The organism is Aeromonas sp. sia0103, assembly GCF_963895295.1.
Classification (GTDB): Bacteria; Pseudomonadota; Gammaproteobacteria; order Enterobacterales; family Aeromonadaceae; genus Aeromonas; species Aeromonas encheleia.
The window spans coordinates 963501-981229 of sequence record NZ_CAWQKG010000011.1 but is presented as its reverse complement, the minus strand read 5'-3'; the positions used below and the strand labels follow the sequence as shown (position 1 = coordinate 981229).

The 17729-nt window shown below is 62.8% G+C and carries 14 protein-coding genes; 9 read left to right on the top strand and 5 right to left on the bottom strand.

The window, feature by feature from the left end; translation table 11 throughout:
* The first annotated feature begins 301 nt into the window (after positions 1–301).
* From AACW18_RS07125 to AACW18_RS07110, 4 genes are all read left to right on the top strand, one after another.
* The gene (locus AACW18_RS07125; protein ID WP_218388214.1) at positions 302–2764 is read left to right on the top strand and encodes a hypothetical protein; all 2463 of its coding nucleotides are present in this window, start codon (positions 302–304) and stop codon (positions 2762–2764) included.
* Positions 2761–3834, top strand: coding sequence for a beta-galactosidase BglB (gene bglB / locus AACW18_RS07120; protein ID WP_218388213.1), 1074 nt, complete (start codon positions 2761–2763; stop codon positions 3832–3834). The genes AACW18_RS07125 and bglB overlap by 4 nt, the downstream gene beginning before the upstream one ends.
* A gap of 35 nt (positions 3835–3869) precedes the next feature.
* Complete coding sequence (locus AACW18_RS07115) at positions 3870–5513, top strand: alpha-glucoside-specific PTS transporter subunit IIBC (protein WP_252994447.1); 1644 nt, start codon at positions 3870–3872, stop codon at positions 5511–5513.
* Positions 5514–5709: 196 nt separating this feature from the next.
* Entirely contained in the window at positions 5710–6543 is an 834-nt protein-coding gene (locus AACW18_RS07110) for a sugar phosphate isomerase/epimerase family protein (protein WP_218388212.1), read from the top strand.
* Positions 6544–6697: 154 nt separating this feature from the next.
* On the opposite strand, the gene AACW18_RS07105 is transcribed toward AACW18_RS07110, so the two are convergent.
* Entirely contained in the window at positions 6698–6997 is a 300-nt protein-coding gene (locus AACW18_RS07105; protein ID WP_218292223.1) for a SemiSWEET family sugar transporter, read from the bottom strand.
* Positions 6998–7315: 318 nt separating this feature from the next.
* Here AACW18_RS07105 and kduI point away from each other — a divergent pair, with 318 nt between their 5' ends.
* Together kduI and kduD are read left to right on the top strand one after the other, a co-directional pair.
* Positions 7316–8152, top strand: coding sequence for a 5-dehydro-4-deoxy-D-glucuronate isomerase (kduI, locus tag AACW18_RS07100; RefSeq protein ID WP_218388211.1), 837 nt, complete (start codon positions 7316–7318; stop codon positions 8150–8152).
* 84 nt (positions 8153–8236) lie between these two features.
* A complete protein-coding gene (kduD, locus tag AACW18_RS07095) occupies positions 8237–8998 on the top strand; it encodes a 2-dehydro-3-deoxy-D-gluconate 5-dehydrogenase KduD (RefSeq protein ID WP_218388210.1) in 762 nt (253 codons plus the stop codon).
* Between the two features lie 131 nt (positions 8999–9129).
* On the opposite strand, the gene kdgR is transcribed toward kduD, so the two are convergent.
* On the bottom strand, positions 9130–9924 hold the full coding sequence (kdgR, locus tag AACW18_RS07090) for a DNA-binding transcriptional regulator KdgR (RefSeq protein ID WP_256351771.1): 795 nt from the start codon (positions 9922–9924) through the stop codon (positions 9130–9132).
* A gap of 295 nt (positions 9925–10219) precedes the next feature.
* Here kdgR and AACW18_RS07085 point away from each other — a divergent pair, with 295 nt between their 5' ends.
* Both AACW18_RS07085 and AACW18_RS07080 read left to right on the top strand, forming a co-directional pair.
* On the top strand, positions 10220–11182 hold the full coding sequence (locus tag AACW18_RS07085; protein ID WP_218388209.1) for a sugar kinase: 963 nt from the start codon (positions 10220–10222) through the stop codon (positions 11180–11182).
* Positions 11166–11786 (top strand): bifunctional 4-hydroxy-2-oxoglutarate aldolase/2-dehydro-3-deoxy-phosphogluconate aldolase, encoded by a 621-nt coding sequence (locus AACW18_RS07080; protein ID WP_218388208.1) that lies wholly within the window; start codon positions 11166–11168, stop codon positions 11784–11786. The genes AACW18_RS07085 and AACW18_RS07080 overlap by 17 nt, the downstream gene beginning before the upstream one ends.
* 137 nt (positions 11787–11923) lie before the next feature.
* Here AACW18_RS07080 and AACW18_RS07075 read toward each other — a convergent pair whose 3' ends face one another.
* The 3 genes from AACW18_RS07075 to AACW18_RS07065 all read right to left on the bottom strand — a co-directional run bounded on the left by AACW18_RS07075 (position 11924) and on the right by AACW18_RS07065 (position 16374).
* Positions 11924–12628, bottom strand: coding sequence for a virulence factor (locus tag AACW18_RS07075; protein ID WP_218388207.1), 705 nt, complete (start codon positions 12626–12628; stop codon positions 11924–11926).
* Between the two features lie 104 nt (positions 12629–12732).
* Positions 12733–15282: a bifunctional lysylphosphatidylglycerol flippase/synthetase MprF gene (gene mprF, locus AACW18_RS07070; RefSeq protein WP_218388206.1), complete on the bottom strand. Its 2550-nt coding sequence runs from the start codon at positions 15280–15282 to the stop codon at positions 12733–12735.
* 366 nt (positions 15283–15648) lie between these two features.
* Complete coding sequence (locus tag AACW18_RS07065; RefSeq protein ID WP_042653576.1) at positions 15649–16374, bottom strand: ferredoxin--NADP reductase; 726 nt, start codon at positions 16372–16374, stop codon at positions 15649–15651.
* A gap of 260 nt (positions 16375–16634) precedes the next feature.
* Here AACW18_RS07065 and AACW18_RS07060 point away from each other — a divergent pair, with 260 nt between their 5' ends.
* Positions 16635–17354 carry a metallophosphoesterase gene (locus AACW18_RS07060; protein ID WP_218388205.1) on the top strand — a complete coding sequence of 240 codons (720 nt, stop codon included), beginning with the start codon at positions 16635–16637 and terminating at the stop codon, positions 17352–17354.
* Positions 17355–17729 lie beyond the last annotated feature (375 nt).

The window sequence follows — 17729 nt, the reverse complement described above, 5'->3', positions numbered from 1 at the left end:
GACATTATTCCGTGAGCGGATGAACGAACGATATTGTTATGCTCCAGTTCAGGAAATATGAACCGGCTGACCCGACCATATTGCCGCTCGCGTCATAGTTTGCATCATTGCTTTGAATGAAGGCTTAAAACAGATGTCAAATGCCACAATGACTCTCATCGACTGCCGCTGAGAAACACGGTCATCTGGTTTTTAGACTTATTAAGGTGACCGACCCCTTTTTATTACATAAAAAGGGGTTCGTCTGGTTACTCAATATAGATAGCCCCCTCTGGGTGTTAATAGCTTCAAGGAGAGTTGTATGAAGCTTGGTAATTGGGTGCTCGAGCCGGATTCGGCACTCACCCGTTTTTGCGTATCTGCCCCCCGCGAGGAGCGATTCGCCGAATTTTTTGCCGGTGAAGCCATGGACATGACCATGGATTACCGCTTCCAGAATGGCATGGGGCCGCAAGAGGACGCATTCTGCCGACGAGTCTTCCGCCAGCAGATGGCCGAGCGCACCGTCGAGCCGGCTGAAGCCCTGCCGCGCACCCAGGTGAGCTTCACCGGCGAGAGCGATACCGTCTCTTTTTCCTCCTTCCAGCGTGTGCCATTCCATGTGCAGCGCTGGCTAGAGGTGGAGCTGCATGCCGACGAGGCGGGCAACTACCCCTTCCAGCTGTCGACCTGCGGTGGTGTCCGGCTCTGGTGTGATGGATTGGCCATCACCCAGTTCACCCCCTTCACCCGCAACAAGCTGCAGAGTTGTGAGCTCATGCTGCCCTTGCAGGCTGGCAAGAACACCCTGCTTGTCCATCTGGAGGAGCTGTTTGAGCGGGATACGGTGTTTGCGCTGCGACTCATCTACCGTGGCCACGTGCCCCTCGGGGTCTCGCTGCCCCATGTCGATGCCGCCGTGCTCGATGAGCTGTGCCAGTTTGCCGGCACCATGCGCCCCGAACTCACCGCCTGGCACAACCAGGCCAGGATCCGGCTCGGCGTGGCCGCACCGACGCACCCCGTTCGCCTGCAAGGCGAGATCCACGGCATGGGCAATGACAATTTCAGACCGCGCCGGGTGGATTTCGGCACCGTCTCGCCGGGCAGCCAGCTGCTGACTCTGGATCTCCCCGCCGACATCGGTCCGGCGCACTACCAGATTGTGCTGAACATGAGCTGTGCTGGTGTTGCCATCAGCCGCAGCTTCGGTGTCAACGTCATGCAGCCCCTCGGCAATGCCGAGTCATCCAGCAACCTGGCCGAGCGCAAGCAGCAGGCGCTGCGGCACACCGCCCGTCATGGCATGGATCGCACCGCCCGCCTGCTGGCCATGCTGCAGTGCGGCGAGCTCACGGCCGAGGCCGATCAGCTGCTGCTCGATACCCTGGCACGGATCAGCGCCCGCGAGGATTGCTCCGACTTTTCCCTGGTCCCGCTGCTCTGGATCTGGCAACGCCATCAGGGCGAGCACTTCCAGCCCGCCATGTGGCGACGGGTGCGCAGCTCCATCCTCGGTTATCGCTACTGGCTGGATGAGCCGGGTAACGACGTGATGTGGTTCTGGAGCGAGAACCATACCCTCTGCTTCCACACCGCCCAATACCTGGCCGGCCAGATGTTCCCCCATGAGCGCTTCCTGGCCTCGGGGCGCAGCGGCGAACAACAGCGTGCCATCGCGGCAGAGCGCCTGGCGCAGTGGTTCGATGCCATTGATCGGCACGGCTTCGTCGAATGGAACTCGGCGCCCTACTATCCGGTCGACTACATCGGCCTGTTTGCGCTCTATCAACTGGCGGAAGATGCCTGGGTGCGCGAGCGCGCCAAGGGGCTCATCGATCGACTGATGCTGCTGAGCGCCCTGCATTATCAGGACGGGATTGCCGCCGGCACCATGGGGCGGGTCTACGAGAAGGAGCTGCTGGCTGGCGTGCTCACCGAGCTGTCGGCCTACGGCAACGTCGCCTGGGACGGCGGTTGGTATAACCGCAAGTGCGCCTCCCTGCCGCTGTTCTGTGCCAGCGACTATCAGCCGCCGGTTGAGGCTGACCGCTACGCGACCCTGCAACAGGGCACGCTGGCGGCCTGCTATCAGGCGGGTGGCGGCAAGATCGTCGTCTGGAAGGAGCCGGGCGTCAGCCTCTCCAGTTGCGTCGACCACCATACCGGTCAACGCGGCCATCAGCAGCATCTGGTGGATGTGCAGTTCGCCTCCGGTCACGACGCCAAGTTCTGGGTCAACCACCCGGGCGAAGCCGAACCCGGCGGTGAACAGCGCCCCTCCTACTGGTCCGGCAACGGCGTACTGCCGCGGGTGATGCAGGTGGAAAACCGCACCCTGCAGTTCTATCGGCTGGCCGAGGATGATCCCTTCCCCTGGACTCACCTCTACCTGCCGGCGGAGGCCTTCGATCAGGTGATCGCGACGACTCACGGCTGCCTGATCCGGGCCGGGAATGCCTTCGCCGCCATCGGCTGCTCGGCGCCCCTGTGCGCGGTGACGACCGGGATGACCGCCGGCAATGAATATCGCGCCAAGGCGCATCGGGTGGCCTGGTATATCGAGGTCGGTCATGGCGACGATGCGGCCTTCGCGGCCTTCTGCCAACGCATGGCCGCACTCGAGGTACGCCTCGACGGCGAAACGGCCATCGTCAACACGGCAGACACCGAGCTCATGCGCCTGGATTGGCAGGGTGCATGCCAGGTCGAGGGTGTCTCGCACCACTTCCCCGCCGAGGCGGGATGCGATCCCATCGTCACCTATCGTGGAGAGGCACAATGAAACAGCAAGCACTCATCCCCACCCTGGAGCGGGTGGTCCGTGGCTTCTGCCAGCTCAAAGGCATGGGCGAACTGACCACCAGCCAAGGCCTGGCCATCCAGTTCGAGCAGTGGGAGTGGGAAGTTGGGGTCGGTCTCTACGGCTTCTGGCGTTATGCCCAGCACAAGGACGATGCCGAACTGCAAGCCTCGCTGCTGGCCTGGTATGAAGACCAGATCCGCAAGGGGCTGCCCGCCATGCAGATCAATACCTCGGCCCCCATGATCACCCTGGCGCTGCTGGCGGGCCACAGCGGCCGTGCCGATCTGCGCGAGGCGGTGAATGCCTGGGCCGACGATCTGCTGGCCAACCTGCCCAGAACCGAAGAGGGCGGTTTCCAGCACGTGGTGAAGGAGCAACCCAACACCGGCCAGCTCTGGGATGACACCCTCTTCATGACCTGCCTGTTCCTCGGCACGGCCGGGATAGTGCTGGCGCGGCAGGATCTGATCGACGAGGCCGTCTACCAGTTCCTGCTGCACACCCGCTACCTGAGCGAGCCCAAGAGCGGGCTCTGGTATCACGGCTGGACCTTCCTCGACCGGCACCATTATGCCGAGGCCTTCTGGGCCAGGGGCAACGCCTGGATCACGGTGGCCATCCCCGAGTTCATCGATCTGATGGGGGATCACCTGGACGCCGGCGTGCGGCGCTACTTCACCCAGGTGGTGGCGCGCCAGGTGCGCTCCCTGTGCGAGCTGCAGGCCGACAACGGCATGTGGCACACGGTGCTGGATGATCCCCTCTCCCCCCAGGAGTCCTCGGCCACGGCGGGGATCGCCTATGGCATGTTGCGCGGTGTCCGTCTGGGCCTGCTGGATGAGGCCGTGGTTGAGCCTGCCCTGCGGGCGGCCCGTGCCGTCTGGCAGCGTATCGACGGGGACGGCATCGTCCTCGAGGCCTCCAAGGGGACCATGGTGGGTCATGACCACCAGTACTACTGCGACATTGCCATGGCGCCCGTGCCCTATGCCCAGGCGTTGACGATGTTGCTGCTGCTCGAGCTGGAGCAGGGCCAGTGGCTGGCCTGAACACTTTATTGTTGTAATCATTCGGAGAAAATTTGATGTCCAAACGGAACTTTATGGGGGCCTTCCAGACTTTTGGCGGTGCCATGGCTGTCCCCATTGCCTTTTTACCCTTTACCGGTTTGCTGCTCGCCATCACCGGGCTGCTCACCATGCCCGATATCATGGGCGATCTGGCCCATCCCGATTCCAACTTCTTCAAGGTGATGACCATCATCAAGTCGGGTGGTTGGACCATCTTCCGCAACTTCCCGCTGCTGTTCTGTATGGCACTCCCGGTGGGTCTTGCCAGGTCGGGTCAGGCCCGGGCGGCGCTGGTCGCCTTCTTTGCCTACATGGCCTACAACTACTTCACCAACAGCATGCTCACCTTCTGGGGGCCTGAGTTCGGGGTCAACTTCAATCAGGAAGTCGGCGGCGCCAGCGGCCTGGCGCTGGTGGGGGGCATCAAGACACTGGATACCAGCATCGTCTTCTCGCTCATCATCGGTGGCGTGGTGACCTGGATCCACAACCGTTTCTTCGAGAAGAAGCTGCCGGATTACCTCACCATCTTCCAGGGCATGAGCCTGGTGTTCATCATCTCCTTCTTCGTCATGTTGCCCATGGCCTGGTTGACCTGCGAGTTCTGGCCCAAGGTTCAGGTCGGGATCAACGCCATGCAGGGCTTCTATGTCGAGGCCGATGCCTTCGGCATGTGGTTGCTCGCCTTCGTGGAGCGCCTGCTGGTGCCGACCGGTCTGCACCGCTTCGTCTACTTCCCCTTCTTCTTCGGCCCGGCCGTGGTCGATGGTGGTCTTTATACCCACTGGATCGAGAACGTCTCCACCTATGCGGCCTCCACCGTGCCTTTGGTTGAGCAGTTCCCGGCCGCCGGTTACTCCCTGTACGGCAACATCAGCGTGTTCTGCTCCCTGGGGGCCGGCCTCGCCATCTATGCCACCGCCAAGCAGAAGATGAAGCGCAAGATCGCCGCCCTGGTGATCCCGGCCATCATCACCGCCATGGCCGTCGGCATCACCGAACCCATCGAGTTCACCTACCTGTTCGTGGCACCTGTGCTGTATCTGGTCAATGCCATCATAGGTGCGACCCTGTGCGTGGCGCTCTATCTGTCCGGCGTGGTCGGCTTCATGGGCGGTGGTCTGAACGACATCATCCTGTTCAACTGGGTCTTCTACGCCAAGAACCACGCTCACCTGATCTGGATCCACCTGGCCTTGGGCCTGAGCTTCGCCGCCATCAACTTCTTCGTGTTCCGCTACATGATCCTGAAGTTCAACTTCCTGACCCCGGGTCGTGGCGATGAGGAAGAGGAAGACGACGTGCGTCTCTACTCCAAGCAAGACTACCGTGACAAACAGTCTGGCAAGGCCGTGGCCGGCCAGGAGCCGGATCGCCTCCGGGCTGCCGCCATCCTGCGCTGTGTCGGGGGTTGTGACAACGTCGAGACCATAGGCAACTGCCAGACCCGTCTGCGCCTGGTGGTGAAGGATTCCACCCTGGTACAGGATGACAAGGCCCTCAAACAGGCCGGTGCCCTGGGGGTCATGCGCTCGGGCAAGAACCTGCAGGTGGTGGTCGGTCTGTCGGCTCCCATGGTGCGTGAGTACTTCGAGCAGGAGTACAACAAGGGCCCGCAGGCAGCACCCGATGCCGCCGTCCCGGCACCTGCCGCCTGATGAGACTTTGATTGTGCCGATGGCAAGCGCACGCATCGGGTATATGGCCCCCTCACCGGGGCCCATTCGAGCGCCGCGACTTGCCTCTTGAACTTGCGAGCCCAGATGGGCTCGCAAGCCGTTTCTGATGCCGACCCTAGCCCCCGGGCCAAGTCGCCGTCAGAGACACCATCGTCATGACCCACAGGAGCATGTCATGAACAGATTGAAGATTGGGGCCCGCGCCCATGATTTCGCGGATCAGACGCCCCAGGCGCTGATCGCCCAGGCACATGAGCTCGGCCTCGACGGGCTGCAACTGGCCGTGCACAAGAGCTGGCCCGAGGCCTATCAGGCCCGCGATACTCACATCCTGGCCACCCATATCCAGCACCTCCAGCAGGCCGATCTCTCCATCTTCCTGCTGGCCAGCTACTTCAACCCCGCCCACTCCGACGCCGACTTTCTGGCGCGCGAGCTGGCGCGGGTGCGACTCAACATCGAGCTCGCCCAGCGCTGTCACATCGGCGCCGTGGGCAGCGAGACCGGCTCCCTGAACGATGATGACTGGACCCGGCATCCGGACAACCACGGGGCCGCCGCCTTTCACAAGGTGGAGCAGAGTCTGGCGCAGTTAAGGCCCGAGCTGGCGCAGGCCGGTTGCGATTTTCTGGTCGAAGCGGTGTGCGATCACATCATCCACGACGCCGAGAGCCTGGCACGGCTGAACGCGCGCTTGGGGGAACGCTTCCTGGTGACACTGGATCTGGCCAATCTGCTGGATGCCGACAATGCCGCCGCTTGGCGCGAGATCCTGGCTGACTTTCTCGGCCGGCATGGCGAGCGCATCCGGCTGTTTCATTTCAAGAACTTCATCTTGGAGGGGCGTGACAAGGTGTCGGTGGGACTGGCGCAGGGGCTGATCGATTATGCCGAGGTGCTGGCCATGCTGGCGCAGTGTCAGCTGACCCATATTCCCATCATCGTCGAGGAGCTGACGGGGGAAGCCTTGCGGGAGAGCGTGGCCTATCTACGCCACTTGAGCCGATAACACGGGATGCTGAAGAGGATCTGCCCCCTACGACAAACGGCGCCCGGGGCGCCGCTTCGTTCATCCACCAGAGGGAGGGAGCTGAGCCCCGATAAAGGATGGCGCGTCCGATGGCCATCCCCAGCGGAGGATGGCCTCTCTCGCGACCCTTGGGTCAGGCCCGTTCATTGCTCCACTTCAGCACCATGACGGCGCTGGCCAGCAGCAGGGTGATGCCATTGGCCATGATCAGCGGCGTATCGCCCGATTTCAGGCCATAGGTCAGCCACAACAACAGACCACTGATGAATACCAGATACATCTTGGTGGAGATCGCCTTGGTTTCCCGCGTCTTGAGGATGTCGAACACCTGCAGCGAGAAGGATCCCGTGGTCAGGAAGGCCGCACACAACCCGAGGGAGGCGGTATCGAAGGCGAACAGAATGGTGCTCAGCGCAGCCACCCCGGCCAACATGATGATTCGATTGGATGAAACACACTTATTCATTGGTAGACCTGTTATTGAATGAGATTGGCAACGAATGTCCTGTCGCCGCCACCCGGCAGGGCGGCAGCCTGTCTGCCTTCGCCGCGAGCCTGTCCTCATGCCGCAAAGACATCTGTGGCCCGGTTCGACGGGCCCGGCACGGCCATGAGCCACACCGGGCACGGAGTTTAATCTCAACAAATAAAAAATACAAAACACTGTTTTGATTTTTATTTGTTGCTTGTTATTATTATGGTCATTACAGACAACGCGACTGCCAACCTGCGGCGCTCATCGAGGTTAACCATGCAAATTCGTCAAAGCATTCACAGCGATCACGCCAAACAGCTGGACACTCAGGGCCTGCGCCGTGAATTCCTGGTAGAAGAGATCTTCACGCCGGACCAGCTGACCATGACCTACAGCCACATCGACCGCATCGTGTTCGGTGGCATCATGCCGGTCCAGGGTCCCCTCGCCTTCTCGGACGCGCTGGGCAAGACCTTTGGCGTCAGCTACTTCCTGGAGCGCCGCGAGCTGGGCCTCATCAACATCGGCGGCCCCGGTGTGGTGGTGGTCGATGGCACCACCTTCGAGATCGGCAACGCCGAGGCGCTCTATGTGGGTCAGGGTGCCCGTGAGTTGAGCTTTGCCAGCGTCAGCGCCGCGCAGCCGGCCAAGTTTTACTACAACAGCGCCCCGGCCCATGTGAGCTTCCCGACCCGCAAGGTCACCCAGGCGCAGGCCTCCCCGAGCACCCTGGGCGACGCTGCCACCAGCAACCGCCGCACCATCTACAAGTACCTGGTGCCGGATGTACTGCCGACCTGCCAACTGGTGATGGGCATGACCCAGCTGGAAGAGGGCAGCCTGTGGAACACCATGCCCTGCCACACCCACGAGCGCCGCATGGAAGTCTATTTCTACTTCAACATGAAGGACGATGCCGCCGTGTTCCACATGATGGGCAAGCCGGACGAGACCCGCCATCTGCTGGTCCACAACGAGCAGGCGGTGATCTCCCCGAGCTGGTCCATCCACTCCGGCGTCGGCACCCAGGCCTACACCTTCATCTGGGGCATGGTCGGCGAGAACCAGGTGTTCGGCGACATGGATCATGTGGCCGTCAAGGATCTGCGCTAATTCCCATTCTGTGCCGGGCAGTCTGCACTGCCCGAATTCCCCCCCATCATGCCTGTCACCCAGGGTGGCAGCAGAGGAAACAAGATGATTCTCAACGCATTCGATTTGAAGGGTAAGGTCGCCATCGTGACCGGCTGTGACACCGGTCTGGGTCAGGGCATGGCGCTCGGTCTGGCCGAAGCCGGCTGTGACATCGTCGGCATCAACATCGTCGAACCCACCGACACCATCGCCAAGGTGGAGGCGCTCGGTCGCACCTTCCTGAGCCTCAAGGCCGATGTCAGCAAGGTGGATGGCCTGCCCGCACTGGTGGATCAGGCGGTCTCCCGCTTCGGTCGCGTCGATATCCTGGTCAACAACGCTGGCATCATCCGCCGCGAAGATGCCATCAGCTTCAGCGAGAAAGACTGGGACGACGTGATGAACATCAACATCAAGAGCGTCTTTTTCATGTCCCAGGCCGTGGGGAAACAGTTCATGGCCCAGGGCCAGGGCGGCAAAATAGTCAACATCGCCTCCATGCTCTCCTATCAGGGTGGCATTCGCGTGCCCTCTTACACCGCATCCAAGAGTGCCGTCATGGGGATCACCCGCCTGTTGGCCAACGAATGGGCCAGCAAGGGCATCAACGTCAACGCCATCGCCCCCGGCTACATGGCCACCAATAACACCACAGCCCTGCGCGCCGATGATGACCGCAACGCCGCCATCCTGGAGCGGATCCCAGCCGGTCGCTGGGGCGTGCCGGATGACATGATGGGCCCCGTGGTCTTCCTGGCCTCCGCCGCCTCCAATTACATCAATGGCTACACCATCGCCGTCGACGGTGGCTGGCTGGCCCGTTAATTCCTCTGCATGCAAAAAGGCGCCCGAGGGCGCCTTTTTCGTCTGTTGGCAAGCGGACAAATAAAGAGGGCGTGCCTTGCACGCCCTCTTTATGTCTCACGGCGCCAGCAACAGGTGCCGGCCTCCCCGCCCTAGCGCGGGACGAACGGGTAGTCGTGGAACCCCATGTCGGCGGAGATATTGCTTGCCGCCTCGTGCAGCAGACGCACCAGCTCGGCGCCTTTCGCCTCCTCGAAGCGCACCACAGGCAGCGACAGGGAAAGCCCCGCGATGATGCGGCCCATGCGGCTGTAGATGGGCACGGCGAAGCAACGCAGGCCCGGCTCCATCTCTTCGTTGTCTTCCGCGTATCCCTGCTCGCGCACCAGCGCCAGCTCCGCCAGCAAGGCATCGACGTCGGTCAGGGTACGATCGGTGAAACGCTCGAAGGTCACGTTGGCCAGCATGCTGCGCACCTCTTCCTCGGGCAGCCAGGCCATCATCACCTTGCCAAGGCCGGTGCTGTAGAGCGGACGACGGCGACCGATGCGGGAATACATGCGCAGATTGTACTCGGAGTCGATCTTGTGCAGGTAGACGATGCTGTCCTCATCGAGCGCCCCCAGGTGCAGGGTCTCCTTGGTCAGCTTGCCGAGGCGGTGCATCTGGTTATCCGCGATCGGGATCAGCTCCTGATGCTCCAGTGCCTTGCCACCGAGTTCGAACAGCTTCAGGCTCAGGGTGTACTTGTCGGACTCCCCCTCCTGATTGACGTAGCCCAGGGTCTTCATCGTCTGCAGGAAACGATACACGGTGCTCTTGGACATCATGATCCGCTGGGACAGCTCGGTGACGCCAATCTCTTTCTGTTCGCCCAGCGCCTGCAAGATGCCGAACACTTTCAGGACTGACGAGACCGAATCCGGCGAGTTATCTACCACTGACATAGGGATCTCCTTATAAATTCCGTCGTTTCATTATATTTAAAACGACTGCGCAATCATAGTCATGGCCGCGGATATTGGCGCTGGACGACGCCATCTCGGCTGACCCGCCCCATGCCCTGTTCGATCCGCGCCGCCATAGCCGGAGCTGTGACCAACCGGCCAGCAAAAGACTGGTCCTCATCCCTTCCAGATCAAATTCACATTTATAAATAATTTAATGAAACATTGTTTTAATTTACTTGATGGCGATTGGGCATGACATATAATGTGCCCCATCATCAACGCGGGAGGACATATGCCTACCAAGATTGCCGTCATCGGCGAGTGCATGATCGAACTATCCGAGAGCAAGGCGGGCATAGTGCGCCACTTCGGCGGAGACACCCTCAACACGGCGGTCTACCTGACCCGTGCCAACCCCGAGTTGGTCGTGCACTATGTGACGGCCCTCGGCACCGACGCCATGAGCGACGCCATGCTGGCCCAGTGGCAACAGGAAGGGATTCACACCGAGCTGGTGCAGCGCCTCGAGCACAAGCTGCCCGGCCTCTATCTCATCGAGACCGATGAACAGGGCGAGCGCACCTTTCACTACTGGCGCAACGACGCGGCGGCCCGCTACTGGCTGCAGGGCCCGACGGCCGAGACCATCTGCCAGCAGCTGCTCGGCTTTGACTACCTCTATCTGAGCGGGATCAGCCTCGCCATCCTCTCCCCCGCCGATCGCTTGAACCTGTTGCGACGACTGGCCGAGTGCCGGGCGGCCGGCGTGAAGATAGCGTTCGACAACAACTACCGGCCACGGCTGTGGGAAAGCAAAGAGGCGGCGCAGCAGGCCTATGGCGCCGTGCTGGCACTGACGGATATCGCCTTCCTGACGCTGGATGACGAGATGGCACTCTGGGGCGACAGTCATGAGACCCAGACCCTGACGCGCACCCAGGCGCTCGGCGTGCCGGAAATCATCATCAAACGCGGCGCCGAGCCCTGCCTCATAGTGCAAGGCGAGCGCCACGACGAGGTCTCTGCCATGTCTTTGGCCAAGGAGCTGGTGATCGATACCACGGCAGCAGGTGACTCGTTCAGCGCCGGCTACCTCGCCAAGCGGCTGGCCGGGCAGGCGGCGAGCGAGGCGGCGCACTATGCCCATCTGCTGGCCAGCACCGTCATCCAGCATCGCGGGGCCATCATTCCCCGCCCGGCGATGCCGACCACTCCCCTTCCTACCACAGAGGCATCCCATGTCAGCATTGCTTGAAAAATTGTCGACCCTGAAGATCATTCCCGTCATCGCCATCAAGGATGCCGATGACGCCGTGGCTCTGGGTCGGGCCCTGATGGACAACGGCATGCCGAGCGCCGAGATCACCTTCCGCACGCCCGCCGCCGCCGAGGCCATTCGCCAGCTGCGGGCCGCCTTCCCCACCATGATCATCGGTGCCGGCACTGTGCTCACCACAGCCCAGGTGGATCAGGCCATCGATGCCGGGGTGGACTTCATCGTGAGCCCCGGCCTCAACCCGCGCATCGTCCAGTATTGCCAGGCACGCGGTGTGCTGATGATCCCCGGGGTCAACAACCCCAGCCTGGTCGAGCAGGCGATGGAGCTGGGCTTGCGCACCCTCAAGTTCTTCCCGGCGGAGCCCTCCGGTGGCCTGCCCATGCTCAAGGCCATGAGCGCCGTCTACCCGGTCAGCTTCATGCCCACCGGCGGCGTCAGCCCGAGCAATGTGAGGGATTACCTGGCCCTTAAATCGGTGTTTGCCTGCGGTGGCACCTGGATGGTCCCGGCCGATCTCATCGATCGGCGGGAGTGGGACAAGATAGGCGCCCTGGTCAGAGAGGCCATGGCCGCGCTTTAACGACCCAGAAGTAACCATGAGGCGGGCCAATTCATCGGGCTCGCCTCCTGACCCTGCCCCATTGATTGCCTTGCTCCCTCCAACCCGTCACGCCTGCCTCATCCCAACACCATCCGACCTGGCCTTGCCACCCGAGATCACGGCGCAGCCGACCCCTGCACCGGAGGCAGATGAGCGGCGATGCTCTGAAACAGCGCACCATAGTCGTCATCGAAGTGGTGTGCCCCCGGCAGCGTGACCGTCCTGACGTTGGTCTGTTGCAGCCGAGGGCAGAGCCGCACCGGGGAGTCATCCTCGGCCCCCTGCACGCAGAGCAGCGGCAGGCTGTGGATGGCCTTGACCTCGGGCTGGGTGGGATAGCTGCCCGCCTCGCCATGCACCACCATGTCGCTGACGTGGATCTCGAAATCCGACGCGGTCGAGGGGGAGAGCATCACGGCCCCCACCAGGCTGTTGCGATAGGCCTCCGGCAGGCGGTTGATGACGAAGGGGACTATCTCGGCGCCGAAGGAGAAGCCCACCAGCAGCCAGCGCTGGCGTCCCCAGCGCGCCTGATAATCGTCCAGAATCCGCACCAGATCCCGGGTTGCCTGCGCCGGCGTCTTCTTCTGCCAGTAGTAGCTAAGCGAACTCCAGCCCACCACCGGCATGCCGTGGCGTTGCAGCTCGGCGCTCAGCCCCTTGTCCAGCGCGGCCCAGCCCCCGTCCCCGCTCAGGAACACCACCATGGGCGCCGACGATGCCTGCGCCACCGGCAGTTCCACCAGGCCGAGATCCGCCTTCACCGAGGCGGCGAAGAGCGGAAACGAACAACACAGCAGCAGCAATAACAGCGCTCTCATGAGCCACTCCCGTTTCGCTTGACGGGCCAAAGCAGGTCCCGACTCAACGGGGATGGCAAAAAACAATGCAGGGACAGTAACAACAGGGCTCTCATGGCCGACTCCTATTTCTTCATCAGCCCGAGCGGGCCGCGGCTTATCAGGGAGATCAGGTGGGTCAGGGTACCGGGCAGCGCCAATCGGCTGGTGCAGAGCAGATAGCGGGGCTCCCAGCGCGGGGAGAACTTCTCCTTGTAACGCCGCAGTCCCTGGAAGTTGTAGAAACGGCTGCCCCGGGTGAAGAGGGTGTTGCCAAGCCGGGCCCAGTAACCGCCGAGCGGGTGGTCGTTGAAGCCGGACATGGGCGCCATGCCGAGATTGAAGCTGGCATAGCCCTGGGCCTTGCCCCACAGCAGCAGCTCGACAAACAGGAAGTCCATGATGGGCGCCATGCCCGCATCCGTGTCGTAGCGCATCAGATCGATGGAGAGGCTCTCCTTGTCATCGCTGACCCAGAGGTTGGCAAAGCCGACGAGATCCCCACCCTGTCGCACCAGCGCCGCCGGGCTCAAGGCGAGGTAGCCGGGCTCGAAACTGCCCACCGAGAAGCCCTTCTCCTTGCCCTGCTTGCCCTGCAACCAGGCGTCGGAGATGGCGCTCAGGTTGGGCAGCAAGGCGACGACCCGATCTGCATCCACCACCTCGAAGCTGAGCCCCTCCCGCTTGCCCTTGGCATGGCTCTGGCGCAGGTTGCGCAGCCGACTGCTAGCGAGATCGAACTCGCGCAGCTCGACGATGGCCTCCTCCCCCAGCTTGAACGGGATCAGGCCGAGATCCAGATAGAGCGGCAGATAGCGGGCCGACACCTGATAGAACACCGGGTTGACGTCGTGCTCATCGCACAGCTCGCGAAACTGCCAGAGCAGCTCCTCGATGAGCGAGGCATGGCCGATGGGATCCCCCATCACTATCCAGCCATTGCCCTCGACCCCATACATCAGAAACGCCTCGCCACCGGGATGAAACAGCAACGACTTGTCACCGAGCTGCGCCAGATAGCCGTGGCCACCGCCCTCCCGCCGCACCAGTGCCTGCGCCCTGGCCAACTCCTCCTGGTCCGGCTTGTGGCCGGAGATCCGCAAGGGAGCCAGCAGTTGCGCTACCCCGACCGCGGCCAGCACGGCGATCACGCTGCCCATGGCGCGCAGGCCACGGGAGGCGGCGCCATGGGGCGAGAAGTGGAGCCAGAGGCTGTGGTCATACGCCACCTGGCGATAGGAGAACAGCAGCAGCCACAGCGCCCACAGCAGCACGGCGCCCACCGACAGGAGCCAACCCGGGGTGAATTGGGCATGCAGCAGGGAGCCCTTGCGGTAGAACAGGCTGCGGCAGGGGCTGATGATCAGCAGGAAGGTGCCGAGCAGCAGGGCCGACTCCCAGTCAAATCCCTTGAGCAGGGAGAAGAACATCCCGAGCGCCAGCAGCCACTGGGTGATCCGGAAGGCGGCATCGTGGCGCCGATAGAGACTGTGTGCCAGCAGGATCAACAGCACGCCGCTGACGCTGCCGAGCACATGGGACAGCTCCAGCAGGTGCAGCGGCAACAGCTGCAGCAAGGCTTCGATCCGCCCTCGCATGGTCGGCAGCATGCCGGAGCAGAGCAGCAGGGTGCCGGCCGCGAAGGTGCCCAGGCTGACCAGGGCCGGCAGGAATTCGCGCATGGCGGCCATGATCCCCTGCAGCCGGTGCCAGCGGGCCCGCTGCTGCAAGGCCTCCTGGCTGGCAAACAGCAGCAGGGCGCAGAGGAAGGGCAGCAGGTAATAGGCGCAGCGATAGAGCAGCAAGGAGGCCAGCAGTTTGTCTACCGGCAGATACTGGGCGAGCAGCAGGCTCATGCTCGCCTCGAACACCCCTATCCCGCCGGGCACATGAGCCAGCACCCCGAGGAAGCTGGCGAGCACGAAGGCGCTGAGCAGCACCGGGTAGGAGACGCTGCCCGCCGGCAACAGCACATAGAGCACGGCGGCGGCGGCCATCCAGTCCAGCAGGGCGATCAGCAGTTGCAGCAGGCGCGTCTTGAAGGTTGGCAGCACCAGCTCGTGGCCGCGCCAGGAGAGGGCCGACCTGGGCCACAGCAGATAGCCCAGCACCGCCAGCAGCGCCAGGGCGCCGACCAGCTGCAGCAGCCAACCGGTCCATGCCGGCCAGCCAGGCAACAGGGTGGCGGCCTGCCCCAGCAACAAGGCGCCGCCGCCCCAGGCCAGCAGACCGAGGAAGAAGGTGATGGAGCAGAACAGTATGACTCTGGCCACCTCCCCCGTGCCGAGTCCGAGCGAGGAGTAGATCCGGTAGCGTACCGAGGAGCCGGTCAGCAGCGCGAACCCCAGGGTATTGGAGAAGGTGTAGGCGATGAAGGAGGTCATGCCGATCTGTTGCCAGGGCAGCCGCCTGCCGAGTGCGCGCACCGCCAGCAGGTCATAGCAGCAGAGGCAGCCGTAGCTGAGCAGGGTCAGCAACAGCGCCCCGCCCAGCTGCGGCAAGGGCTGGGACCAGATGGCCAGCCGGATGTCGTGCCAGTGCCAGAGGTGGGTCAAACGATACAGCACGGTCAATGCCGCCCCCAGCAGCAACAGGCTGCACAGGGGGCCCAACCAGATTAACAGCGAACGCCGCATTCAAAATTCCTGTCAGGAGAGAAATAACAAACACACCCCATTGAGACTAAGGAGAGAATCCACGTCGGGTGGAGAAAATACAGTCCAAATGAGAACGAACCTCGGCCGGGGTGCCGTCGCCGCCCACCTCTCGCGGCCAAGCCAGAACGGCGAATGCGAGCTGTTGGTCACCCCTCCCTGCCAGTCGCCATCAGGTTTACACCAGCCCCCTCGGGGCGGCTATCAATCTTCTGTAACCTTATGTACGAGCAGGGAAAAAGCGCGTCCCGCCGCGAGGGCGGGACGGCTGGTGGGCAGGCCTGCCGCGCACGATATGACAGGCCCTATTTCAATCTGCAGTCGACGGGAGTGGCGCCGGCACCCCGTTCAATAGCCATAGAAGGATTCGCTGCGCACGTTCTCCTCATCCATGCCGGCCGCCGTCAGCGCCTGGCAGATGGCCTCGACCATGAGCGGCGGGCCTGAGACGTAGCAGACCGGGTTGGCCAGCCCGGTGATGGCCTGTTTCAGCCAGGGGCTGTCGATGACATGGGTCTCGCCCTGCCAGGGCTGCGCCGAGTGCGCCATGTCCGTCATGGTCGCCAGCAGGCGAAATCTCGGGTTGAGTCGCTCGAGCCGCTGCAGTTCGGCCAGGAAGGCCGCATCCTCCGGTCGCCGGTTGCTGTAGAGCAGCAGCAAGTCCTGCGGGGTCTGCTGCTTGGCGGCGTGCCGCAGCATGCTCATGAAGGGGGTGATCCCGATGCCGCCGGCGATGAGCACGCCGGCACGCTCCGGCTGCTTGTGCAGGGTGAGCGAGCCGAAGGGGCCGTTGATCTGGAGCTTGCTGTCGAGGGGCAGGGCGCCCAGCGCACGCTTGAAGGCGCTGTCCCGCATGCGGGTGGCCACCAGCAACTCGTCCTCATGGGGCGCACTGACGATGGAGAAGGTGTGGCGGACATCGGGGGATCTGGGGTTGTCCTGATGTCCCGGCAGGCTGAGATCCAGGGCTTGGCCGGGCTTGTGGTCAAACCCTTCCGGTTTTTCGAAATGAAAGGCCATGGTGCCTTCGGCGAGCGGGTGGCGGGCGACCAGACGAACCCTGTATTCGGCCATGATGAGACTCCCTGTGTGAAACGGATGGCGGTCTTCATTAGGATGGGATCCTTCGGCTGTGTGTGCCCAGAAAAATGCCTAGGCAAATCGGCGACGGTACATGCGCCAGCCCTGCCGCCGGGCGACGGGGCGCCCTGATCCCGCCCGCCCCTACACCGCCGAGGCAGAGCGTGCCATGCTGCTCTTATCAGCGACGCAATCATCCGCAGCGGCCATTCGGCACCGCCCTGGGCCGACGACCCCAACCAAGGAAGCAAGGCATGGACAAGGCGCCACTGATCCGACGCTTCCCCCTCAACCACCAGGGGCGCGATCTGGCCGTCGGTGACATCCACGGCTATTTTGCGCTGCTGCAACAGGCGCTGAACCGGGTGGGTTTCGATCCGATGTGCGATCGCCTCTTCTCCGTCGGCGATCTGACCGATCGAGGGCCTGAGTGCACGCAGGCCCTCGACTGGCTGGCACGCCCCTGGTTCCACCCCGTGTGTGGCAATCACGACGACTACGTCTGCCGCCACGAGAGCTGCGATAAAGACAACTGGATCCAGAATGGGGGCGCCTGGTTTCAGCGCCTGGCCAGCGCCGAGCGAGACGATTTTGCCGCCCGCTACCGCGCACTGCCGATTGCCATCGAGGTGGCCACCCCGAGCGGCCCGGTCGGCCTGCTGCATGCCGACTGCCCCTTCCCCTCCTGGCAAACGCTGCTGGACAAGCTGGACGGCGGGGTAACCGGCAGCCAGCTGCGGGCCATCAAGAACGTCTGCCTGTGGTCACGCCGCCGCATAGAGCTGCGAGATGAGAGTGGAGTCGCGGATCTGGTCGCGCTGGTGGTGGGTCACACCCCGCTGAGCACCCCCGCCCGCCTCGGCAATGTGTACTACATCGACACCGGCGGCTGGTACCCTCATGAGGGCGGCTTCTTCACCCTGCTCGATCTGCACAGCCTGATGCCGCTACCCTCATCCAGAGACAACCCCTGAGTAGAGCCTCTTCACATCTGTATCGGGCCCCAACCTATGTCCAGCTGCGACAGGATTTACCTGCCCGCCTTCACGGCCACTATCCTTTCTCTGCAACCTTATGTTCGTGCGGCAAAAAGAGTGCGCCGTCCATGGATAGGCATAGTTAAACCCGCTGTTTATCCCGCTTCAAGGAGATGAACAGGTGCTGCCACAGTTGCGCGTCGGCACGCTGGAACTGGCACATATTCGGGCCATCGCCCATCAGGTGGAACAGAAAGTGAGGGATATAGCCAAATAGCACCGTTTCATTCTGCCCATTAAAACAGCAGGCAACCGCCCCAGGCTTCGCTCTGCCTGCGCTATGGTTTACCATGCTGGCAACTGCGGTGCATG